Annotated in this window: 19 protein-coding genes, 1 tRNA gene and 2 pseudogenes; 10 read left to right on the forward strand and 12 right to left on the reverse strand. The window is 67.1% G+C overall.

Annotation, left to right across the window (positions count from 1 at the left end; genetic code table 11):
• Positions 1 to 43 precede the first annotated feature (43 nt).
• Complete coding sequence (locus G6N38_RS16650) at positions 44 to 1165, forward strand: resuscitation-promoting factor (RefSeq protein ID WP_197748092.1); 1122 nt, start codon at positions 44 to 46, stop codon at positions 1163 to 1165.
• Positions 1162 to 2076 carry a 16S rRNA (adenine(1518)-N(6)/adenine(1519)-N(6))-dimethyltransferase RsmA gene (rsmA, locus tag G6N38_RS16655; protein ID WP_163749220.1) on the forward strand — a complete coding sequence of 305 codons (915 nt, stop codon included), beginning with the start codon at positions 1162 to 1164 and terminating at the stop codon, positions 2074 to 2076. The genes G6N38_RS16650 and rsmA overlap by 4 nt, the downstream gene beginning before the upstream one ends.
• Here rsmA and G6N38_RS16660 read toward each other — a convergent pair.
• The gene (locus tag G6N38_RS16660; RefSeq protein WP_163749221.1) at positions 2064 to 2879 is read right to left on the reverse strand and encodes a serine/threonine-protein kinase; all 816 of its coding nucleotides are present in this window, start codon (positions 2877 to 2879) and stop codon (positions 2064 to 2066) included. The two genes, rsmA and G6N38_RS16660, sit on opposite strands and share 13 nt — an antisense overlap.
• Before the next feature lie 68 nt (positions 2880 to 2947).
• Between G6N38_RS16660 and G6N38_RS16665 the strand changes: the two genes are divergently transcribed.
• Positions 2948 to 3892, forward strand: coding sequence for a 4-(cytidine 5'-diphospho)-2-C-methyl-D-erythritol kinase (locus G6N38_RS16665; protein WP_163749222.1), 945 nt, complete (start codon positions 2948 to 2950; stop codon positions 3890 to 3892).
• A gap of 319 nt (positions 3893 to 4211) precedes the next feature.
• Positions 4212 to 5846, forward strand: coding sequence for a fatty acyl-AMP ligase (locus G6N38_RS16670; RefSeq protein ID WP_163749223.1), 1635 nt, complete (start codon positions 4212 to 4214; stop codon positions 5844 to 5846).
• Positions 5847 to 5863: 17 nt separating this feature from the next.
• Here G6N38_RS16670 and G6N38_RS16675 read toward each other — a convergent pair whose 3' ends face one another.
• Positions 5864 to 6469, reverse strand: coding sequence for an O-methyltransferase (locus G6N38_RS16675; RefSeq protein WP_163752060.1), 606 nt, complete (start codon positions 6467 to 6469; stop codon positions 5864 to 5866).
• A gap of 41 nt (positions 6470 to 6510) precedes the next feature.
• A complete protein-coding gene (locus tag G6N38_RS16680) occupies positions 6511 to 8526 on the reverse strand; it encodes a universal stress protein (protein ID WP_163749224.1) in 2016 nt (671 codons plus the stop codon).
• Between the two features lie 181 nt (positions 8527 to 8707).
• On the opposite strand from G6N38_RS16680, the gene G6N38_RS16685 reads away from it, so the two are divergent.
• Positions 8708 to 9739, forward strand: coding sequence for an epoxyqueuosine reductase (locus tag G6N38_RS16685; RefSeq protein WP_163749225.1), 1032 nt, complete (start codon positions 8708 to 8710; stop codon positions 9737 to 9739).
• A 9-nt stretch (positions 9740 to 9748) separates the two neighbouring features.
• Positions 9749 to 10399 carry a DUF998 domain-containing protein gene (locus G6N38_RS16690; protein ID WP_163749226.1) on the forward strand — a complete coding sequence of 217 codons (651 nt, stop codon included), beginning with the start codon at positions 9749 to 9751 and terminating at the stop codon, positions 10397 to 10399.
• 41 nt (positions 10400 to 10440) lie between these two features.
• On the opposite strand, the pseudogene G6N38_RS31095 reads toward G6N38_RS16690, so the two are convergent.
• The 9 genes and pseudogenes from G6N38_RS31095 to G6N38_RS16730 form a co-directional block, all read right to left on the reverse strand.
• Positions 10441 to 10845: pseudogene (locus G6N38_RS31095) on the reverse strand (DUF6611 family protein); the annotation flags it as partial.
• Between the two features lie 143 nt (positions 10846 to 10988).
• Positions 10989 to 11564, reverse strand: a complete 576-nt coding sequence (gene pth, locus G6N38_RS16695; RefSeq protein ID WP_163749227.1) for an aminoacyl-tRNA hydrolase — start codon at positions 11562 to 11564, stop codon at positions 10989 to 10991.
• A 6-nt stretch (positions 11565 to 11570) separates the two neighbouring features.
• Positions 11571 to 12227 (reverse strand): 50S ribosomal protein L25/general stress protein Ctc, encoded by a 657-nt coding sequence (locus tag G6N38_RS16700; RefSeq protein WP_163749228.1) that lies wholly within the window; start codon positions 12225 to 12227, stop codon positions 11571 to 11573.
• A 137-nt stretch (positions 12228 to 12364) separates the two neighbouring features.
• Positions 12365 to 13231 carry an oxidoreductase gene (locus tag G6N38_RS16705; RefSeq protein WP_163749229.1) on the reverse strand — a complete coding sequence of 289 codons (867 nt, stop codon included), beginning with the start codon at positions 13229 to 13231 and terminating at the stop codon, positions 12365 to 12367.
• Between the two features lie 28 nt (positions 13232 to 13259).
• Positions 13260 to 13868 carry an LpqN/LpqT family lipoprotein gene (locus G6N38_RS16710; RefSeq protein WP_163752061.1) on the reverse strand — a complete coding sequence of 203 codons (609 nt, stop codon included), beginning with the start codon at positions 13866 to 13868 and terminating at the stop codon, positions 13260 to 13262.
• Positions 13869 to 13903: 35 nt separating this feature from the next.
• Positions 13904 to 14245, reverse strand: a complete 342-nt coding sequence (gene arsC / locus G6N38_RS16715; protein WP_163749230.1) for an arsenate reductase (glutaredoxin) — start codon at positions 14243 to 14245, stop codon at positions 13904 to 13906.
• Positions 14246 to 14247: 2 nt separating this feature from the next.
• Positions 14248 to 15228 (reverse strand): ribose-phosphate diphosphokinase, encoded by a 981-nt coding sequence (locus G6N38_RS16720; protein ID WP_163749231.1) that lies wholly within the window; start codon positions 15226 to 15228, stop codon positions 14248 to 14250.
• A 94-nt stretch (positions 15229 to 15322) separates the two neighbouring features.
• Entirely contained in the window at positions 15323 to 16729 is a 1407-nt protein-coding gene (glmU, locus tag G6N38_RS16725; protein WP_246228030.1) for a bifunctional UDP-N-acetylglucosamine diphosphorylase/glucosamine-1-phosphate N-acetyltransferase GlmU, read from the reverse strand.
• Between the two features lie 175 nt (positions 16730 to 16904).
• Positions 16905 to 16976, reverse strand: a tRNA-Gln gene (locus G6N38_RS16730).
• Positions 16977 to 17106: 130 nt separating this feature from the next.
• Between G6N38_RS16730 and G6N38_RS16735 the strand changes: the two genes are divergently transcribed.
• The 4 genes and pseudogenes from G6N38_RS16735 to G6N38_RS16750 all read left to right on the forward strand — a co-directional run.
• Positions 17107 to 17700 (forward strand): TetR/AcrR family transcriptional regulator, encoded by a 594-nt coding sequence (locus G6N38_RS16735; RefSeq protein WP_246228031.1) that lies wholly within the window; start codon positions 17107 to 17109, stop codon positions 17698 to 17700.
• A gap of 87 nt (positions 17701 to 17787) precedes the next feature.
• Positions 17788 to 17967 carry a hypothetical protein gene (locus G6N38_RS16740; protein WP_179968400.1) on the forward strand — a complete coding sequence of 60 codons (180 nt, stop codon included), beginning with the start codon at positions 17788 to 17790 and terminating at the stop codon, positions 17965 to 17967.
• 84 nt (positions 17968 to 18051) lie between these two features.
• Entirely contained in the window at positions 18052 to 21714 is a 3663-nt protein-coding gene (gene mfd / locus G6N38_RS16745) for a transcription-repair coupling factor (RefSeq protein ID WP_163749234.1), read from the forward strand.
• Positions 21711 to 22673 (forward strand): annotated as a pseudogene (locus tag G6N38_RS16750) (nucleoside triphosphate pyrophosphohydrolase); the annotation flags it as partial. The gene mfd and the pseudogene G6N38_RS16750, both read left to right, overlap by 4 nt.
• Between the last annotated feature and the right edge of the window lie 29 nt (positions 22674 to 22702).

Consider the following 22702-nt stretch of genomic DNA (forward strand, 5'->3'; position numbering starts at 1 on the left):
GCTGGCCCCTTGTTCTATTTAGTGCCTAGTTGGGATCGAACACTTGAATGCGTTGACCAAGCTTCACCAGTCGCCGTCACCGATCCTTCGTCTCGTCACCGCCGCCGTGTTGTTGACGCTGGCCGGTGCCGGGGTGTTCGCGGTGATCTCCGAGAAGACGGTGACCCTCAACATCGACGGCACCCAGATGAAGGTCAGCACGATGAAGTCGCGGGTGATCGACGTCATCGAGGAGAATGGCTACTCGGTCGGTGACCGCGATGACCTCTTCCCGGGAGCCAACCAAGCGGTCAACGATGCCGAGACGATCATGCTGCGGCGCAGCCGCCCGCTGCAGATCTCGCTCGACGGTCAGGATTCCAAGCAGGTGTGGACCACCGCGTCGACCGTGGACGAGGCCCTGGCCCAGCTGCGGATGACCGACACCGCTCCGGCCGCGGCCTCGCGCGGCAGCAGGCTGCCCCTGGAGGGCATGGCCCTTCCCGTGGTCAGCGCCAAGACAGTGCAGATCAACGATGGCGGCGTGGTGAGCACGGTCCACCTGGCCGCCCCGAATGTGGCGGGCCTGCTCGCCGCCGCCGGCGTGCCGCTGGAGCAGGCTGACTCGGTCGTTCCCGCGGCGTCCTCCCCGGTCATCGCTGGGATGCAGATCCAGGTGACCAGGACGAGAGTCGAGAAGGTCACCCAACGGATGCCACTGGTGCCGGTGGCCCAGCGGGTCGAGGATCCGACCATGAACATGAGCCGCCAGGTCGTTCAAGATCCCGGGACGCCCGGACTGCAGGACGTAACTTTTGCTGTCGCGACTGTCAACGGTGTGGAAACCGGACGGCTGCCCGTTGCCAATACCGTCATTGTCCCCGCCCGTGATTCAGTTCTGCGGGTTGGTGCCAAGCCGGGAACCGAGGTGCCTCAGGTGCTCAACGGACCCATTTGGGATGCCATTTCCAGGTGCGAAGCGGGCGGGAACTGGGCGATCAATACCGGCAACGGTTACTACGGCGGCGTGCAATTTGATCAGAACACCTGGGAAAGGAACGGCGGACTGCGCTATGCTAGCCGTGCCGATCTGGCAACAAGAGAAGAACAAATCGCAATTGCTGAAGTAACGCGTTCGCGACAAGGCTGGGGAGCGTGGCCCGTGTGTGGTAGGGGTGCATCGTGACAATTCGTCTACTCGGGCGTACCGAGATCAGAAATCTGGCGAAAGAACTCGACTTCAAGCCGCGTAAATCTCTGGGTCAGAATTTCGTGCACGACGCAAATACTGTGCGTCGTATTGTCTCGGCTTCTGGCATTAACAAGCATGACCACGTCTTGGAGGTCGGGCCCGGCCTGGGTTCACTGACGTTGGCGTTGCTGGACCGTGGCGCCACCGTGAGCGCCATCGAGATCGATCCGGTGCTGGCAGCGCGCCTGCCCAAGACGGTTGCTGAGCATTCGCACAGCGAGATTCACCGGCTGACCGTGCTGAACCGGGACATCCTGGGTATCGAACGGTCCGATCTGCCCGAGCAGCCGACCGCCGTGGTCGCCAACCTGCCGTACAACATCGCCGTGCCCGCCTTGCTGCATCTGCTCGCCGAATTCCCGTCGATCCGGACCGTGATGGTGATGGTCCAGGCCGAGGTGGCCGAGCGGCTGGCTGCTGAGCCCGGTGGCAAGGACTATGGCGTGCCCAGCGTCAAGGTGCGGTTCTTCGGCAAGGTCCGCCGCTACGGCATGGTGTCGCCGACGGTGTTCTGGCCCATCCCGCGGGTGTACTCGGGTCTGGTCCGCATCGACCGCCACGAGGTTTCGCCTTGGCCGGAGGACGACGGCTTCCGCGAGAAGGTGTTCAATCTGGTCGACATCGCCTTCGCGCAGCGTCGTAAGACCGCCCGCAATGCGTTCCTGGAGTGGGCCGGCACGGGCAATGAGTCCGCCGAGCGGCTGCTGGCCGCCAGCATCGACCCCGCCCGTCGCGGCGAGACGCTGACGGTGGCCGACTTCGTCCGGCTGCTCCAGCGTTCCGTCGACTTCCCCAGTGCGACCGATTCCCCGGCAGGCCCGTCGCGGCCCGCTCAGGTGTTCTGAGCGCTGCGGCGCACTGTCTCGGCGAGCTGATGCACCAACTCGGTGCATGACGGGTATCTCCGGTCTGGGTCTTTGGCGATGGCTCTGGCCAGGACCGTGTCGAATCCCCTTGTCAGCCAAGGGATCTGTCGCGACACGTCCGGCGGCGGTAGGTGTAAGTGTGCATCGATGAGCGCTAATGGATCGTCAGCGGTGAACGGTGGTGCGCCGGTGAGTAATTCCAGTGCCGTGCAGGCAAGTGCGTATTCGTCGGTCGCGGCCTGGGGTAGGCGGCCCTGGAGGAGCTCGGGAGCGGCATAGGGGAGCGACGCCAGCACCTGGGTGGGGCGATGCCAGACATCCTCGGCGAGCACATGCGCGACGCCAAAGTCGATGAGTACCGCGCCGTGTTTCGAAAAGTCCTGATGTACAAGGATATTCGCCGGCTTGACGTCGCTGTGTACGACACCGTCGTGGTGGGCGTAGTCGAGGGCGGTGGCGATCTGGCCGAGCGCGGTGAGCTTTGCCTCCAGCGATGGCAGTCGGGTCGCGTTTCCACCGTCGACGTACTGCATCGTCATCCAGTGTTCGCCGTGGTCGTAGACCGCCACGATGTGGCGGTGCCGCAGGCGATCTGCGATGCGGTACTGCCTGGCTAGCCGGGCAGTGGCGAGGTGATCGCGGTGCTGGGAGTCGAGCACCTTCAGCGCGACGAGCGGATGTCTCTGGCCCGCGCCGCGGGCGAGGTAAACCGCCGCCTCGCCGCCGCGGCCCAACAGGTCTTCGACGACGTAGCCCGCGAACGACTGCCCGGGATGCGCCACGCCTTGACCTTAGGTTCGCGGGTCGGCGGCCGGCCGGGGAATCGCGCGCGGCGCGATAGTCTCGTCCGGTGCCCCCGTCCAACGGCTCCACCGCGTCCGAATGGGTGCCGACCGGGTCGGTGACCGTACGCGTGCCGGGCAAGGTGAACCTGTACCTGGAGGTCGGTGATCGGCGGGCCGACGGCTATCACGAGCTCGCCACCGTCTTTCACGCCGTGTCGCTGGTCGACGAGGTGACGGTGCGCAACGCCGACGTCCTGTCCCTGCGCGTGGTGGGGGAGGGTGCCGACGAGCTGCCCGCTGACGAGCGCAACATCGCCTGGCAGGCGGCCGAGCTGATGGCCGAGCATGTCGGGCGCGCACCCGATATCGAGATCACCATCGAGAAGTCGATTCCGGTGGCCGGTGGGATGGCTGGCGGCAGCGCCGACGCCGCGGCCGTCCTGGTGGCGATGAACAATCTGTGGGAGCTTGGCGTGCCGCGCCGCGACCTGCACGCGCTGGCCGCGCGACTGGGCAGCGATGTCCCCTTCGCGCTGCACGGTGGCACGGCGCTGGGCACCGGCCGCGGTGAGGAGCTGGCGACGGTTTTGGCCCGCAGCACGTTTCACTGGGTGCTGGCCTTCGGTCAGGGTGGCTTGTCGACCGCCGCGGTCTACACCGAGATCGACCGGCTACGTGAGGCTGGGGATCCGCCCCGGCTGAGTGACCCCGAGCCGCTTCTCGGCGCGCTGGCCGGCGGGAACCCTCGTGAGCTGGCCGCGCTGCTGGGCAACGATCTGCAGGCGGCGGCGTTGAGCCTCAACCCGGGGCTGCGCCGGACCCTGCGGGCCGGAGCCGAGGCGGGGGCGCTGGCCGGGATCGTGTCTGGATCCGGCCCGACCTGCGCGTTTCTGTGCGAATCGGCGGCCGCGGCGGTGGACGTCGGTACCGAATTGGCCGGCGCCGACGTGTGCCGCACCGTGCGAGTGGCCAGCGGCCCGGTCCACGGCGCACGCATCGTGTCGAGCTAGGTTCTCCGGGCCCGGCTTCCGGGTTCCCAAACTGTGATGCGCTTCTCATTACCGTCTAAAACTTGGCAGTAACTTAAGGGAAGTTTAAGATGATCGACGGTGATGACTAGCGGCCTGGCACTGCAAATGTGCAAGTCGCCCACCCCGATCCGGGGCGGGCGATGGTCTGGCGGTACCGCTGTTGTTCCGCTCCATCACCATTTTGAGACCGAACCGCTCCCCAGTCGTACTGGCGTGCCGTCTATGCAGTGCGTTGCGGCAGGTGGAGCATGAATTCAACGTCGCTGATCAGCCAGCTCCGCATGCCGAGGAGGTCGTCGTGAGCCGTTTCACCGACAAGATGTTCCACAGTGCCTTGACCAGCAGCAAGGGCATGGTCACCGGGGAGCCGAACGAGCCGGTGCGGCACACCTGGTGGGAGGTGCACGAACGTGCCCGCCGCATTGCGGGTGGCCTGGAAGCCGCGGGAGTCGGCCTCGGCGATGCGGTGGGTGTGCTGGCCGGCGCTCCGGTCGAGATCGCGCCGACCGCCCAGGCGCTGTGGATGCGTGGCGCCAGTCTGACGATGCTGCATCAGCCCACCCCGCGCACCGATCTGGAGCAGTGGGCCAAGGACACCGCCATGGTCATCGACATGATCGAGGCCAAGGCCGTCATTGTCTCCGACCCGTTCCTGATCGCCGTGCCGGTGCTCGAGGAGCGCGGCGTCAAGGTGCTCACGGTGGAGGCGCTGCTGGCCGCCGAGCCCATCGACCCGGTCGAGACCTCCGAAGACGATGTCGCGCTGATGCAGCTGACGTCCGGATCGACCGGATCGCCCAAGGCGGTGGTGATCACCCACCGCAACATTCACTCCAACGCCGAGGCGATGTTCATCGGCGCCAAGTACGACATCGACAACGATGTCATGGTCAGCTGGCTGCCCTGCTTCCATGACATGGGCATGGTCGGGTTCCTGACGATCCCGATGTACTTCGGTGCCGAGCTGGTCAAGGTCACCCCGATGGACTTCCTGCGCGACACCCTGCTGTGGGCCAAGCTCATCGACAAGTACAAGGGCACCATGACCGCGGCGCCGAACTTCGCCTACGCGCTGTTCGCCAAGCGGCTGCGCCGCCAGGCCAAGCCCGGCGAGTTCGATCTGTCCACCCTGCGGTTCGCGCTCTCCGGCGCTGAGCCGGTGGAGCCCGCCGATGTCGAAGACCTGCTGGACGCGGGTAAGCCGTTCGGGCTGCGGGAATCGGCGATCCTGCCCGCGTACGGCATGGCCGAGACCACGTTGGCCGTGTCGTTCTCCGAATGCGACGCCGGACTGGTGGTCGACGAGGTCGACGCCGACCTGCTGGCGGCGCTGCGCCGCGCAGTGCCCGCAGCCAAGGGCAACACCCGTCGCCTGGCCACCCTCGGCCCGCTGCTGACCGACCTCGAGGCGCGCATCGTCGACGAGGACGGCAACGTGCTGCCGGCGCGTGGTGTGGGCATCATCGAGCTCCGCGGTGAGTCGCTGACCCCGGGCTACATCACCATGGGCGGCTTCGTGCCCGCCCAGGACGAGCACGGCTGGTACGACACCGGTGACCTCGGCTACCTGCTGGAGAACGGCCACGTCGTGGTGTGCGGTCGCGTCAAGGACGTCATCATCATGGCCGGCCGCAACATCTACCCGACCGACATCGAGCGGGCCGCCAGCCGTGTCGAAGGGGTGCGCCCCGGGTGTGCGGTCGCAGTGCGGCTCGACGCCGGCCACTCCCGCGAGACGTTCGCGGTGGCCGTCGAATCCAACGCCTGGCAGGACCCGGCCGTGGTGCGACGCATCGAGCATGAGGTGGCCCACGAGGTGGTCGCCGAGGTCGACGTGCGGCCCCGCAATGTCGTGGTCCTCGGGCCGGGCACCATCCCGAAGACTCCGTCGGGGAAGCTGCGTCGCGCGAACTCGGTGGCGCTGGTCACCTAGGTCGGACAACCGTGGCGTCAGGTGCGGCAGCTGATCTCCATGGCGTCGGAGTTCCGAACCGGGAAGCTTACGCCCACATAGCCGTTCGCCGGTTCGCGGATGTAGTCCACATAAGGCTGGGCGTCGGGTAGGCCGGTATTGTCGGCGATGACGAGTGCGCCCGGGCTCAGCTTTGGCTGCAGTAGCGCGATGACCGGGACGTAGAGATCCTTCCATCCGTCGAGCAGCACGAAGTCCACCGGCTCCTCGATGCCGGCCAGGGTCTGCAGCGCGTCGCCCTCCAGGACGGTGATCACGTCGTCGAGGCCGACCTCAGCGAAGCTGGCCCTGGCGGCGACGACCTTGGCGGCGCTGAGTTCGGTGGTCACCACCCGCCCGACGCCGTTATCGCGCACCGCGCTGGCTAGATGAATTGCCGAGAGCCCCAACGACATTCCGAACTCCACCACGAGTGCGGGCCGGGTCGCGCGGACGAGTGTGTAGAGCAGTTGGCCGGACTCCGGGGTCACCGGCAGATAGAAGTCGCTGAACGCATCGGCGCGCTCCTGTGCGGTGGTCGCCTTGATCAATTGGGCGCCGCGCTCGTGCAGTTGCGCCATCTGGTCGCTTGCTTCGCTGTACATGCGGTCGATGACCGAGGCCACCTTCGGGTCGCGCAGGGTATTCACGCCCCCGACGCTACCTCGGCGGCGGTGCGCGACGACGGTCTCTGGGTTGAGCGCGTGGTCGACGGTTCGGGGATCAGCAGAACCGGGGTGTCGGTGTGGGCGACGACGGCCGCGGCAACACTTCCCTGCAGGTGGCCGAGCAGGCCGTTGCGGCGATGGGGGCCGAGCACGATCACGGTGGCCTGGTGCGCGTCGGCGGCTTCGACGATGCCCTGCCACGTTGGCGATGCTTCGATCGTCACACTGCACGATCGGAATCCGGCTGCGTCTGCCAGTACTGCGCCGTGGGCGGCGGTCCGCTCGGCAGCCAGCCGTACTTGGCTGGCCCGGTCGGCGTCGAATGGCTGGTTGTCCAGTGGGGTGAACCCGACGTCAACGGGCTGCCACACGCAGACCACGACCGCATCGCGAGGCGAAAGTTGTTCGGCGGCTTTCGTTATCGCGTGGCCTGCCAGTTCTGACCCGTCGTAGGCGAACAGTACGGGCCCGGTCGGGGCTGGTGGGTGGCGATTCGGGGCCAGTGCCGCCCGGTCCGCTGCGACGAGCGGGGATAGGGCCGGCTGTAGCCGGCGCAGCCGCGCGAGCAGGGGAGGCGAATACCAAGCGGGGGAGTCGCCGTCGAGAAACTCGTCGAGGTCCGGCGTCTGCGGCCGCGCACCGCTCAGTGCGTAAATCGCGACGCCGAACACGGCGCCCCCGATCGCGAGCGCGAACCCAACCCACAGTGCGACGCCGGTTCCTTCCAGGAGGTCGCCGGAGTATCGCGTCGCCAGGTGGGCGAAGATCGGGGCCACCATGAACGCCGCGACCGCGCGCAGCAGTTCGATGATCGCGAAAACCCGTTGCAAACTGTTGGACTGCAGGGAGAACCCGGCGACGAACAACGCGGGCGCGACCGTGGCGCCAAGGGCCAGACCCGTCAGCGCGGAACCGACAAGCGCCAGTGGCACATTCGCGGGAAGAGAGGCCCGGAACACCGCGATACCGGCCGCCAGCAGGGCCATGCCGACGAGCGGCAGGAAGTGCATGGCGCGACGGGAAATCACGATGCCGAAGACCACGGCCATGACCAGCGCGCCGCCCAGCTCGGGCAGGTACAGCAGGCCGACCTCGACCGGGCTGAAGTGTTGCATGAAGACCGACGCGGTCAGTACGGTCGCCGCCACCGAGGCCGCCGCGGCGAACAGCGCGACACCCACGCCGGCGACCGGAATCGCGCTCGTCATCATCGTGCGGATGGTCAGCAGCGGCCGACGTGCCCGGAACTGGTAGACGATCAGCGCCACGATCAGGACCAGACCGCCGAACATCGGTCCGGTCACCGCCACGTCGGAAAACTCGTGACTCGTCAGCTGCGCGGCGCCCACGAATGCGGCCGTGCAGCCGACGGCGGCCAGCATGATCGCCGTCAGATCCCATGGGGCCTCGCGATCGGCGGGCGGCGCATCGTCGAAGGTCAGGGCCGCGAGAATTAGTGCCAGCAGGGCGATTACCGCGACGATCCAGAACAACGGCCGCCAAGCGTGCGCTTCGGCCTGCACCCCGCCGATGAACGGTCCGAGGGCGACGGCCCCGAAGACGCACATGTTCATGATCACCGCGGTGTTGCGGAGCTTCTCGCGAGGGAACCCGATCGTGAGCGGCGGTGCCGCGGCGATCAACAGCATGCTGGTCGCCAAGCCCTGCAGGACGTGGCCGACGATGAATGCCGTTGCGTTGGGTGCGGCCGCCGCGATGACCGAACCGATGACCAGCACGACCGCGTACCCCACCAGCATGCGCCGCTGGGGCAGGTGCTGGGCGAATTGGACGGCGAGCACCGTGCCCACGGCGTAGGCCGCGTTCCCCAGACCCGAGCTCAGCGCCATCGCCTGGGTCGTCATGTGCAGCTGCGCGGAGATGATCGGCACCAGTGGGTCGAGCGCGGCGGATAGCGCGAGGTAGGGGATCAGCGCGAGGGTGACCATGGCGGCCACCGCCGGATAGCGTCCGGCCAACGGGCCCTGGCGCATTAGCGTTGTCTCCCGGCTTCCGCACCGAGGGCGGGACTCGCTGTGCAGAGCGGATATGCGGGCGGGGGGAGGCAGAGCATGGTCGCAAACAACTTTACTTAGGTAACCAATATTCCGCTCGACGAGGTGTTGTCGATCACGGCGAGACCACCCATCTGAGTATGGTGTACTGTACTCAGCTATGAACCTGCCGCCGCGATTGGCCGAACATCCGACCGTGCAGGCGGTGCGCGCCCGCGAGCGCCAGGAACCGCCACGGGTGATCGACGCCGACTGGCTGCGTGAGCTGTGCCTGGCTGCCGGCGCCGACGACGTGGCGTTCGCCAGCGTGGATAACCCTGAGCTGGCCAGTGAACGTGAGCATGTCGAGGCGGCCCTGCCGGGGACCAGGAGCTACATCAGCCTGGTCGTGCGGATGAACCGCGACAATGTGCGGTCCGTCGCGCGCAGCGTGGCCAACCAGGAGTTTCACCGCACCGGCGAGCTGATCAACGAGGCCGCCCACCGGATCACCCGCGCGTTGCAGGACGTCGGTCACCGTGTGCTCAACCCGTCGGCCACCTTTCCGATGGAGATGGACCGCTACCCGGGCCGGATCTGGGTGGTCGCGCACAAGCCCGTCGCGGTGGCCGCCGGTCTGGGCGTGATGGGAATCCACCGCAACGTCATCCACCCGAAGTTCGGTAACTTCATCCTGCTGGCCACCGTTCTCGTCGACGCGCCAGTCAGCAGTTACGGTGCACCATTGGACTATTCGCCGTGCCTGGAATGCAAGCTCTGCGTCGCGGCCTGCCCGGTCGGCGCCATCAAGAAGGATGGGGAATTCGACTTCGTCGCCTGCTCGGTGCACAACTATCGCGAATTCATGGGTGGATTCACCGACTGGGTGCAAACCATCGCCGATAGCGAGGATGCCGACGACTTCCGTTCCCGCGTAACCGATTCGGAGAACGCCTCGATGTGGCAGAGCCTCTCTTTCAAGCCGAACTACAAGGCCGCTTACTGCCTGGCGGTCTGTCCGGCCGGCGAGGATGTCATCGAGCCCTATCTCGAGGATCGCAAGGGGTTCATGGATCTCGTCCTGCGACCGCTACAGGAGAAGCCCGAAACCCTGTACGTGCTACCGAATTCAGCCGCAAAGGCGCATGCCGAGCGGCGCTACCCGCACAAGCCGGTCAAGGTTGTCGACAGCGGGCTGCGGGGCCGCGCGTAGGCTGGGCCGATGGTGCGCGCGCTCGGCTGGATCGGTGTGTTGGGTGCGGTGTTGCCAATGGTCGTGGTGCTCGCCCTCGACGCCACGCTCGGTGGGCAGCAGTCCCGTCGTGGGCAACTTCGCGCGGCAACCATCTCCGAATACGTGTACACCTCGGGCAGTTGGGCTTTCGTCGTAGCGGTGCTGGCGCTGGCTGCCGGTTCGGCCGCGCTGCTCTGCGGCCTGATCCGGTCTGGACAGGTGCGGCCGCTGTCGGCCGGCTCGGCGTTGATGACGCTGTGGGTGCTGGGCCTGGTGGCTGTGGTGGCGTTCCCCAAGCACAACTGGGTCACTGGGCCGAGTGCTTCCGGAACCGTGCACCGGATCGCGACTCTGGTCGCGTTCGTCGCCCTGCCGCTGGCGGTGCTGTTGATCGCTCGCGGCCGGGCCGGTGAAGTCCGAGCCGCCAGATGGCTCGCTGTGATCGGAATCGGCTGGCTGGCAGTACTGTTCGGAGCCATCGTGGTCGGCATGGTGACCGGTCAACGGTGGTGGATGTTGATCCCGCTCGGTTTGGTGGAACGGGGGATCGCCGGATTCGAGGTGGCCGCGCTGCTCGCACTGGGCGTGTCGGTGGTTCGTGGTGAAGGTGCCGGTGCCATGGCGTCGAGCACGTCGTAGACCTGCCACCACCGGGCCTCGTGCTGTAGCAGCGTGATCCGGCCCTCTTCCAGATCGAGGTCGGCGTGGTCGAGAGTGCGCACCAGCATGCGTAACATCGAATACCGTCGGTCAGCTTCATCGTGGCCGTGGCCAGCGGTAGTGATGGCCCACAGGGTACGTACCCGCCCCCGGGTGTCGTCCGCCAGTGCAAACGTCGCCGCGCCTACCGCGATATAGATCATCGATCCGGCGATCAGTGCCGTCTCGGGCATGCCGGCCAACTCGCCGCCGATCTGTAGGCCCACCCACAACACGGCACCCCATAGCGGCCAGCCGCGCCAGACCCGCAAGATCCGCCGTTCGCGGGCGGTGATACCGGGTGGGAATACGACCAGGCGGTAGCGGGCCACGCCATAGCGCGCCGGATAGGAGTCGAAGGAACCCCAAACACGGGAAATACTCACGCATTCAGGTCTACGTCGCCAGCCTCGCCAGGTCAGCGATCTCTACGGAATCCTGACGCCCGCCCGGTGAATCCTTACGCCACTTTCGCTAATGTCGCCGGCCCAGCGGCTCCGGCGCTGATGTCGCCGGCCCAGCGGCTCCTTTACCAGGCATGCACCTGGTTCTGGGCGGTCTCCAAGCCAACCTCGATCAGTAGCTCGGTGGCATCGGCGGCCTGCTCGCAGATCGCCGGCACCTCCGGACGTTCGGTGGCGGTGAAGGGCTCCAGCACATACGCCGCGGGGTCCTTGCGCCCCGGCGGGCGGCCGACCCCGATGCGCACCCGCTGAAAGTTCTTGGTACCCAGCGAATTAGCCACCGACCGCAGTCCGTTGTGGCCACCCTCGCCGCCACCGAGCTTCAGCCGGATCCGGCCGAAGTCGATGTCGAGCTCATCGTGGATGACGATGATGTCAGTCGGCATCACCGAGTAGAACTTGGCCAACGGGCCGACCTGACGTCCGGACTCGTTCATGTAGGTGCGCGGCTTGGCCAGCACGACGGGACGATGACCGAGCCGACCGGTCACGATCTCGGCACCAGACCGCTTGTGCACCTTGAACTGTGCGCCCATGCGACCGGCCAGCAAGTCGGCCACCATGAAGCCGAGGTTGTGCCGGGTCTTGGCGTACTGCGGACCCGGGTTGCCGAGGCCGACAACCAGCAGGGGTTCGGCCATTCGGGCTTACTCGGCCTCGGCCGACTCGCTCCCGCCACCAGCAGCCTCTGCCGCCCCGGCGGCCTGCTCCTCGACCGACTCGCCGCCGCCCTCGGACTCCAGCTCCTCAGCCGACGGTGCGGCGACGATGTTCACCAGCAGCAGCTCGGGATCGCTGACCAGCGTGACACCGGCAGGCAGCTCGACCTGTCCGGCAGTGATCTGGGTGCCTTCCTCGGCGCCTTCGATCGAGACGACCAGTTGCTCCGGGATCGACAGCGCCTCGGCCTCGATCTCGATGGCGGTGGCGTCCTGGGTGACCAGGGTGCCGGAGGCGGCGTCGCCTTCGAGGTGGACGTTGACCTCGACGGTCACCTTCTCGCCGCGACGGACGATCACCAGGTCGGCATGCTGGATGGTGCGGCGGATCGGGTGCACGGTCAGCGCCTTGGTCAGGGCAAGCTGTTCCTTGCCGTTGATGTCCAGGGCGAGCACGGCGTTGGTGCCAGAGTGGCGCAGGACCGCGGCGAAGTCACGGGCGCTGAGCTCGAGGTGCTGCGGCTCGGCGCCGTGGCCGTACAGAACGGCGGGAACCTTGCCGTCGCGGCGGGCCTGGCGCGATGCGCCCTTGCCGGTCTTGTCCCGCACGTCTGCGGTGAGCTTGTTGGTGCTGCCTGAGGCCATGATCGGTGCTCCTGAATTGCCTGTTGTGGGTCATCCGCACGGAGAAGGCAGGCACCAATCGAGAAGGTTGCCTCGTCGATAACGGTGGCTGGACCACCCTCGCCGTGACGCGGGCCCCAGGGTAGCCGACGGAAGGCTCAGAGTGGAAATTCGATGGCTGTGAGCTGCTCGGATAGCCGCCAGAGCGCCTTGGCGGTGGTCTGATTGCTGGCCAGCGGACTGCGCGGTGACTGGCCGGTCTGCCCTCGCATGGCGAACTTGGGTCCGATGAAGCTGTTGCCCGGCAGGGCCTGGCTGGCCGCGTACAGCGTCTGGCGGGCGCCGAAGTCGGCGCTGGTGGCCAGTAGCGCATTGCCGGTGTCCCAGATCCTGGTGCCCAGCCGGTTGCCGGTCTGACCCTGCAAGTTGGTGGCCGAGTAGCCGGGATGAGCGGCGTGGGACTTCACCGTCGAGCCGGCCACGTCCAGGCGCCTCTGCAGTTCGCTGGTGAATTGCAGGTTGGCCAGCTTGGACTGGCCGTAAGCCAGCCACGCCGAGTAGGGCCTGGCCTTCCAGTTCAGGTCCTTGAGGCTGATCTTGCCCAGCAGATGCATGAACGACGACACCGTGACCACGCGATCGGTGATCTTCGGCAGCAGCAGGTTGGTCAGCGCGAAGTGGCCCAGGTGGTTGGTGCCGATCTGGCTCTCGAAACCGTCTTTGGTCACGGCGTACGGGACGGCCATGATGCCGGCGTTGTTGATCAGCACGTCGGCGTTCTGCACGCCGTCCGCGAATTCCTTGATCGAGGCCAGATCCTGCAGATCGAGACTGCGCACCTCGACATCGCCGGTCATGGTTGCGGCGGCTTCGGCGCCCTTGCTCTCGTTGCGGCACGCCAGGATGACGTGTGCGCCGACGCGCGCGAGCTCTCGCGCGGTGACCAGACCCAACCCGCTGTTGGCTCCGGTGACGATGACGGTGCGTCCGGCGAACGACGGCAAATCTGCAGCGGACCAACTCATACCGACCACTCTAGGGGGCCGGGGGACGCTACTTGAGGGCGACAGTGAAGCCCTTGATGATTGCCTCGACATCGTCGGATGCGGCGGCGGCTTGATCGGCCAGCGTCGTCACCGTCAGCTGCACCAGATAGCGCTGGAAGGCCGGCGCCGGGGTCACCGGGATCACCACCCGGTTGTAGGAATGCAGGCGCTTGCCGTTGAGGTCGTAGCTGCCCTCGATCATCGAGGACGGGAAGCCATCGAAATCGGCGTTGGAGGCGTTGAGCTTGGTGAAGTTCTGCGACATCTCGGCATCGGCGCCGGCGTGCTTGAGCGCCTCGCCCACGTCGAAGTTGCCGCTCAACTTGAACACGATCACCATCGCCGTCGGATAGGTGTTGTTCTTGGCGATCACTTCGGTGCCTGGGGAGAAGTTCGAGTTCGAGTACTTGGTCCAGCCAGGCGGACGTGGCAGCGTCACGGTGATGTCGGTGAGCTTGTCCAGCGGAATCTGCTCGCCGGTAACCCCAACGCCGTAGAGATATTCGGCGATCGGCTGCGGCTTGCCCGAGGTGGTGGGGGGCGCCGTCGTCGTCGCCGGTGTGGTCCATACCGAGGAATAGTCCGGCGGCGTCGAACCGCACGCCGCCACGGTCATGGCCAGCGCGAGGACAAGCGCTGCGCTACGCGCTCTCACAGAATTTCTTGGACCGATTCGATCGGCCGGGCCAGGCGGGTGCCTTTGGGAGTCACCACGAACGGACGCTCGATGAGGATCGGGTTGGCCGCCATGGCGTCCAGCAGCTCGTCATCGCTTGCCTCGGCGAGATTCAGCTCGGTGTAGAGCGATTCCCGCTTGCGTACGCCCGCGCGCACATCGATGCCGGCGTCGGCGATCAGCTTGGCGATCTCGGCGCGCGACGGCGGCGTCTTCAGGTACTCGACAACCTTGGGCTCAATGCCGTTGGTGCGCAGCAGGTCCAGGGTCTTACGGGAGGTACTGCAACGTGGATTGTGATAGATGGTGCTGGACAACGCTACGCATCTCCATCGAAAAGGCCTGTCACCGAACCGTTTTCAAAGACTGCGCGGATAGTCCGGGCCAGTAGGGGCGCGATGGACAGCACCGTCAGCTGCGGGAACCGCTTGGCCTCATCGATCGGCAGGGTGTTGGTGACGATGATTTCGCGCGCACCGCTGTCGGCCAGTCGCTCGCGGGCCGGGTCCGACAGCACGCCGTGGGTGGCGGCGATGATGACGTCGCGGGCGCCGTCGTTGTGCAGCAGCTTGACCGCGCCGGCGATGGTGCCGCCGGTGTCGATCATGTCGTCGGTCAACACACAGGTCTTGCCCGCCACGTCCCCGACGACCCGGTTGGACACCACCTGGTTGGGTACCTTCGGGTCGCGGGTCTTGTGGATGAACGCCAGCGGTGTGCCACCCAGCGCGTCGGCCCACTTCTCGGCGACCCGCACCCGGCCGGAGTCCGGCGAGACCACGACGACGTCCTCGCAGTTGTAGTTGTCTCTGATGTAACCGGTCAGCAGCGGCTGGGCCCGCATGTGGTCGACCGGGCCGTCGAAGAAGCCCTGAATCTGGTCGGTGTGCAGGTCAACGGTGACGATGCGGTCGGCGCCGGCGGTCTTGTAGAGATCGGCGACCAGGCGGGCCGAGATCGGTTCGCGGCCGCGGTGCTTCTTGTCCTGGCGGGCGTACGGGTAAAACGGCAGGATCGCGGTGATCCGCTTGGCGCTGCCGCGCTTGAGCGCGTCGATCATGATCAGCTGTTCCATCAGCCACTTGTTCAGCGGCGCGGGATGGGACTGCAGGACGAAAGCGTCGCAGCCGCGCACCGATTCGTCGAAGCGGACGAAGATCTCACCATTGGCGAAGTCTCGTGCGGTCTGCGCAGTGACCTCGATGTCGAGCTCCTTGGCGACCTGTTCGGCCAGCTCCGGGTGCGCTCGGCCCGAGAAGAGCATCAGATTTTTGCGGTTGTCGGTCCAGTCCGTGCCCACTGTGCGCTGCCCTTGCCGGTCGGAGATCGATACGGGCCAATCGTACGGTGCTACATCCCCGGGTTACCAAAAAGGCAACATCTAGCGACGTCGATCACTGCGTTGCGGCGTCCGATGCGGCCTGTTTGGCCTTGGCGGCGGCCTGCGCCGCCGCACTGCCGGGCCGCTTGCGCTGCACCCAGTCCTCGATATTGCGCTGCGGCCCGGCCGACACTGCCAGCGCGCCGGGCGGCACATCGTCGCGCAGTACCGTGCCCGCGCCCGTGTAGGCGCCGTCGCCGACGGTGACCGGGGCGACGAACATGGTGTCCGAGCCGGTGCGCACGTGTGAGCCGATGGTGGTGCGGCTCTTGTTCTCGCCGTCGTAGTTGACGAACACGCTGGACGCGCCGATGTTGCTGTACTCGCCGATGTCGGCGTCGCCCACGTAGGTCAGGTGCGGCACCTTGGTGCCTGCCCCGATGACCGCGTTCTTGGTCTCGACGAACGTCCCGAGCTTGCCGGCCACCCCGAGTTGGGTGCCGGGGCGCAGGTAGGTGAACGGGCCGACCGTGGCCCGGTCGCCGATCACCGACAGCTCGGCGTGGGTGCGGATAACCGTGGCGCCGTCGCCGATCTCCATCGTGGTGAGCGTGGTGTCCGGGCCGATGGTGCAGCCGGAGCCGATCGAGGTGGCGCCGAGCAGCTGGGTGCCGGGGGCGATGACGGTGTCGGGTCCGATCTCGACGTCGACGTCGATCCAGGTGGTCAGCGGGTCGACGACGGTGACGCCGGCGCGCTGATGGGCGGCCACCACCCGGCGGTTGAGTTCGCGGGCCAGCTCCGAGAGCTGGACCCGGTCGTTGACCCCGGCAACCAGGGCCGCGTCGTCGACGTGCTTGGCGTGCACGACGCGATGGTCGGCTCGCAGGATCGAGATGACGTCGGTCAGGTAAAGCTCGTGCTGGGCGTTGTCGGCCGACAGCCGGCTCAGCGCCGACCGCAGTTCGCCGATGTCGAAGGCGTAGACACCGGCGTTGACCTCGCGGATGGCGCGCTGCTGCGGGGTGGCGTCGGTTTCCTCCACGATGGCGATGACCTCGCCGTCCTGGGTACGCAGGATCCGGCCGTACCCGGTCGCGTTGGGCAGCGTCGTGGTCACGATGGTCGCCGCCGCGCGTTGGCCGCGATGGATGGCGATCAGCTCGGCCAGGGTCTCGGCGTCCAGCAGCGGCACGTCCCCCGACGTCACGACGACGGTGCCGGCGAAATCCGCGGGCAGCCCGGACAGGCCGCACAGCACCGCGTGCCCGGTGCCCAGCTGCTGTTCCTGTACTGCGATCCCGACGGCGCGGCCCAATTCGTCGGCCAGCCCGGTGACGACTGGGCCGATGCGGTCGCGGTCCTTGCCGAGCACGACCACCAGGTGCTGGGGAGCGACCCTCGCCACCGCGTGAAGGGCGTGCGAGAGCATGCTGCGCCCGCCAAGGGTGTGCAAGACCTTGGGGGTGTCAGAGCGCATGCGGGTGCCGGCCCCGGCGGCCAGAACCAGGACGGCCGCGTCCGTATGTGTGGTCACCAGAGACCTCCCAGAAATGCGCCCAGCAGCCGATAGTCGCTCGCCGAGAGCTCGCTCCCAACCAATGGTCGCTCGCCGAGAGCTCGCTCCCAACCAATTGTCGCTCGCCGAGAGCTCGCTCCGTCGCCAGGACTCGAACCTGAACTATCTGAACCAAAATCAGAGGTGCTGCCGATTACACCACGACGGACTGGGTGAAATGTCCGCCTGAGACTCTAGTGCAAACGGATAGGCTTCTTCGGAGGGCAGGAGCGCAGCGACTCGGGAAGGCTCACAGCGTGGCAGCACCGGAGAAGGAGCCGAAGGCGCCGCGCGCCCGGATGACCGGTACCGAACGTCGCCGCCAGCTGATCGACGTGGCCCGCACACTGTTCGCCGAACGCGGCTACGAGGGCACTTCTATCGAGGAGATCGCCCAGCGCGCCAACGTCTCCAAACCGGTGGTCTACGAGCATTTCGGCGGCAAAGAGGGTCTGTACGCGGTGGTGGTCGACCGCGAGATGTCGGCCTTGCTCGACGGCATCACCTCCTCGCTGACCAACAACCGGTCCCGGGTGCGCGTCGAACGGGTGGCGCTGGCCCTGCTGACCTACGTCGAGGAGCGCACCGACGGCTTCCGCATCCTGATCCGTGACTCACCCGCCGCGATCAGCACCGGCACCTACTCCAGCCTGCTCAACGATGCGGTCAGCCAGGTGTCGTCGATCCTGGCCGGCGATTTCGCCCGCCGCGGGCTCGACCCCGGATTGGCCCCGCTGTACGCCCAGGCCTTGGTCGGCTCGGTCTCGATGACCGCGCAATGGTGGCTGGACACTCGAGAGCCGAAGAAAGAAATGGTCGCCGCGCATCTGGTGAACCTGATGTGGAACGGGCTGACCCACCTGGAAGCGGATCCGCAGATAGAGGGTGAGTAGCGGCCCGAGCTGCGATAATGGGCCGAAACGTCGCACGCACACTGGCGGGGGCTGACAACGGCCGAGCGGCTTGAGGATGTCCAGCAGGTGGTCAAGGTGGCGGCGCGCCGGCTTAGCGATGCGCACGGCGCGACAGTCGTGCTGCTCGACCACGCTCTGTGTCACTACGCGGACGAAGACTCGATGAGTCCGCTGTGGAAAGGACAAGACGGCATTGCAGACCCCGGCTTTACGGTCGCTGACATGAAGGCGGCTGGCGGCGACTAGACCCGACGCGACCTGCGTCACAGCGACAGGCGAATCGCGGCCCGCAGCAACGCCTTCGGTGGTCTTGCCTAGGATGAGGTGATCATGACCGCACCGGGGCACCCGCATGTCCAGACCCCGATAGCGGGGCTGGTCGATTTGGCGCTCACCGCGCCGGCTTTCGTCGAACTCGCGCAGCGCGCCACCGAGCGTCCCGAAGAGCTCAGCCTGGTCGGCCCGGCCAGTGCACAGTTGTATGCCGCGTGCGCGCTGGCCCGCGGCGCGCCGCTGCTCGTGGTGACCGCAACGGGGCGCGAGGCCGACGACCTGACCGCCGAACTGCGCGGTGTGTTCGGCGACGCGGCCGTGATGTTTCCGTCCTGGGAGACGCTGCCCCACGAGCGGCTGTCTCCCGGCGTTGACACTGTGGGTGCGCGCCTGATGGTGCTGTACCGGCTGGCGCACCCCGACGACCGCCGGCTGGGGCCGGCACTGCGTGTGGTGGTGACGACGGCACGTTCGCTGCTGCAGCCGATGGCCCCGGACTTGGCCGATATCGAGCCGGTGACTCTGTACGTCGGCGCCGAGTTCGATTTCGACGCCCTGGTGGCGCGCCTGGTCGAGCTGGCCTACTCCCGCGTCGACATGGTCGGCAAACGCGGTGAATTCGCCGTCCGCGGCGGCATTCTCGATGTGTTCCCGCCGACCGCCGAACATCCGGTCCGGGTGGAGTTCTGGGGCGACGAGATCACCGAGATACGGATGTTCGCCGTCGCCGACCAACGCTCGATCCCCGAGATCGAGGTCGGCACGGTGGTCGCGGTGCCCTGCCGTGAGCTGCTGCTGACCGACGAGGTGCGAGCCCGTGCCACCAAGCTCATCGAGACGCGCCCGCTCGACGACAACCACATCACCGGCAGCGTCGGAGAGATGCTCGCCAAGATCGCCGAGGGCATCCCGGTCGACGGAATGGAGGCGCTGCAGCCGGTGCTACGCCCCGACGAGCTCGCCCTGCTCATCGACCATCTGCCGGCTGATACCCCGCTGCTGATCTGCGACCCGGAGAAGGTGCGCACCCGCGCGGCCGACCTGATCGCGACCGGGCGCGAGTTCCTAGAGGCGACGTGGTCGGTCGCCGCCATCGGCGGTGACGCCCCGATCGACGTCGAGCAGCTCGGCGGTTCCGGCTTCCGTGATCTCGAGGACGTCCGCGAGGCGGCCCGGGCGAGCAACCACCCCTGGTGGACGTTGAGTCAGCTTGCCGCTGAGGACGCCATCGAACTAGAGGTCCGCACCGCCCCGTCGGCGCGCGGCCAGCAGAGCACCGTCGATGAGATCTTCGCGATGCTGCGCGCCCACGTTCTCACCGGCGGGTATGGCGCGGTTGTGGCCCCCGGCACCGGCACCGCCCACCGCGTCGTCGAGCAACTCGGCGAACGCGACATCCCGGCGGGGATGCTCGAGCCGGGTGAGGCGCCCAAACAAGGGGTGGTGGGCGTCCTTCGGGGCCCGCTGCACGACGGCATCATCGTGCCCGGCGCCAACCTCGTGGTCATCACCGAGACAGACCTGACCGGCAACCGGGTGGCCGCCCCCGAAGGCAAGCGGCTGGCCGCCAAGCGCCGCAACACCGTTGACCCGCTGGCACTGACCGCCGGCGACCTGGTGGTTCACGACCAGCACGGCATCGGCCGGTTCGTCGAAATGGTCGAGCGCACCGTGGGCGGTGCGCGCCGCGAGTACCTGGTGTTGGAGTACGGGTCGAGTAAGCGCGGCCAGGGAGCCGACAAACTGTTCGTGCCGATGGACTCGCTGGATCAGCTGTCGCGCTACGTCGGTGGCCAGGAACCCAGCCTGAGCCGCCTCGGCGGCAGCGACTGGACGAACACGAAAACCAAGGCGCGCAAGGCGGTTCGTGAGATCGCCAGCGAGCTGGTGGCGCTCTACGCCAAGCGGCAGGCCGCGCCCGGGCACGCCTTCGGGCCGGACACCCCGTGGCAGGCCGAGATGGAGGATGCGTTCGGGTTCACCGAGACCATCGACCAGCTCACCGCGATCCAAGAGGTCAAGGCCGACATGGAGAAGCCGGTGCCGATGGACCGGGTGATCTGCGGTGACGTCGGTTACGGCAAGACCGAGATCGCGGTGCGGGCGGCGTTCAAGGCCGTGCAGGACGGCAAGCAGGTCGCCGTCCTGGTGCCCACCACGCTGCTGGCCGACCAGCATCTGCAGACGTTCACCGCCCGGACGGCCGGCTTCCCGGTGACGGTGAAGGGCCTGTCGCGATTCACCGACCCCAGCGAGTCCCGCGCGGTCGTCGAGGGCATGGCCGACGGCAGTGTCGACATCGTGATCGGCACCCACCGGCTGCTGCAGACCGCCGTGCGGTGGAAGGACCTCGGCCTGGTGATCGTCGATGAGGAGCAGCGTTTCGGCGTCGAGCACAAGGAACACATCAAGGCGCTGCGCAGCCACGTCGACGTGCTCACCATGAGCGCCACCCCGATCCCGCGCACCCTGGAGATGAGCCTGGCCGGCATCCGGGAGATGTCGACCATTCTCACCCCGCCCGAGGAGCGTTACCCGGTGCTGACCTACGTCGGCCCGCACGACGACAAGCAGGTCACCGCCGCGCTTCGCCGCGAGTTGCTGCGTGACGGGCAGGTCTTCTACATCCATAACAGGGTCGCCAGTATCGACAGCGCCGCGGCCCGGATCAGGCAGCTGGTTCCCGAGGCGCGGGTGGTGGTCGCGCACGGCCAGATGCCCGAAGAACAGCTGGAGCGCACCGTCGAGGGCTTCTGGAACCGCGAGTACGACATCCTGGTCTGCACCACGATCGTCGAAACCGGTCTGGACATTTCCAACGCCAACACCCTGATCGTCGAACGTGCCGACACCTTCGGCCTATCCCAGCTACACCAGTTGCGCGGGCGGGTCGGGCGCAGCCGCGAGCGGGGCTATGCCTACTTCCTCTACCCCAAGGAAATGCCGCTCACCGAGACCGCCTACGACCGGCTGGCCACCATCGCGCAGAACAACGAGCTTGGCGCGGGAATGGCAGTGGCCATGAAGGACTTGGAGATTCGCGGCGCCGGCAATGTGCTCGGCGTCGAGCAGTCCGGTCACGTCGCCGGCGTCGGGTTCGACCTGTACGTCCGGCTGGTGGGCGAGGCCGTCGAGGCGTACCGAGCCGCTGCCGACGGACAGACGGTCACCACGGCTGAAGAACCCAAGGACGTTCGGCTCGAGCTACCCGTCGACGCGCACCTGCCGCCGGAGTACATCGCCAGTGACCGGCTGCGGCTGGAGGCCTATCGCCGGCTGGCCGCCGCCACCGACGACGCGGGCATCGCCTCGGTCGTGGAGGAACTGACCGACCGCTACGGGCCGCTGCCCGAACCCGCGCAGCGGCTGCTGGCGGTGGCCCGTCTGCGCATGCTGTGCCGCGGCTATGGGGTGACTGAAGTGGCCGCAACCGGGAGTGGTTCTGCCACAACGATTCGGGTGTCGCCGCTGACGCTGCCCGACTCTGCGCAGTTGCGCCTGAAGCGGGTGTATCCCGGTGCCGGCTATCGGGCGACGACCTCGACGGTGCAGGTGCCGATCCCGCGGTCGGGCAGCGGTGTCGGCGCACCGCGGATCCGTGACCTGGAATTGGTGCAGATGGTCGCCGATCTGCTGCTCGCACTTGACGGACAGCCGCAGGGCACGGTTGATATAACCACCTTCACACCCGCTGGCGCGCAGAAGGGAGAGCGGCGGTGACCGTCATCCTTGTCGATCCGCGCCGTCCCGCGCTGGTGCCTGTCGACGCCGTCGAGTTACTGAGTGGCGACGTGCAATACACCGAGGAAATGCCGGTCAAGGTGCCGTGGTCGCTGCCGTCGGCGCGGCCGTTGCTGACCGGAGCCCACGAACAGCAGGCGCCGGTGCTGTTGTCCTCGGACCGCGAACACCCTGCGGTCCGAGCCAGGCTCGCGGCAGGGGAGCGGTTGATCGCGGTGCCCGAGCCGCAGGCCGGCGAACGCCTGGTCGACGCGGTCGCGATCATGGACAAGCTGCGCACCGCCGGGCCGTGGGAGAGCGAACAGACGCACGACTCGCTGCGGCGCTATCTCCTTGAGGAAACCTACGAGCTGTTCGACGCGGTGCGTGGCGGCAACCTCAACGAGCTGCGCGACGAGCTCGGAGATGTGTTGCTGCAGGTGCTCTTTCACGCTCGAATCGCTGAGGAAGCATCGCAGCACGCATTCACCATCGATGATGTCGCCGACGCGCTGGTGCGCAAGCTCGGCAATCGGGTGCCCGCGGTGCTGGCCGGCGAATCGATCTCACTGGAGGACCAGCTGGCCCAGTGGGAGGAGCGCAAGGCGGCTGAAAAGATGGGCGACGGCGGCCGCCTTTCCTGCGTCGATGATGTGCCCACCGGTCAGCCGGCGCTGGCGTTGGCGCAGAAGGTGATTGCCCGAGTCCTGACCGCGGGAGTGCCGGCAGCGTTCATCCCGGCGTCGATCGTGACAGTGACGGTGGCGGCCGATAAGGACGCCGAAAACGAGCTGCGTACCGAGGTTCTGGAGTTTATGGACACTGTGCGCGCGGTCGAACGCGCGATCGCGGCGAACCGCCGCGATGCCGATGTGCCCAGCCAGCTCGACGTCGCTGCGCCGCTGGGTGTGGTCAGTGCCGACGAGTGGCGTCAGCACTGGCCGGCGCCGGTCGGCGAGCCGCTGGAAGATCTGCTGGTGCCTGAGGT

Source organism: Mycolicibacterium helvum, from assembly GCF_010731895.1.
Classification (GTDB): Bacteria; Actinomycetota; Actinomycetes; order Mycobacteriales; family Mycobacteriaceae; genus Mycobacterium; species Mycobacterium helvum.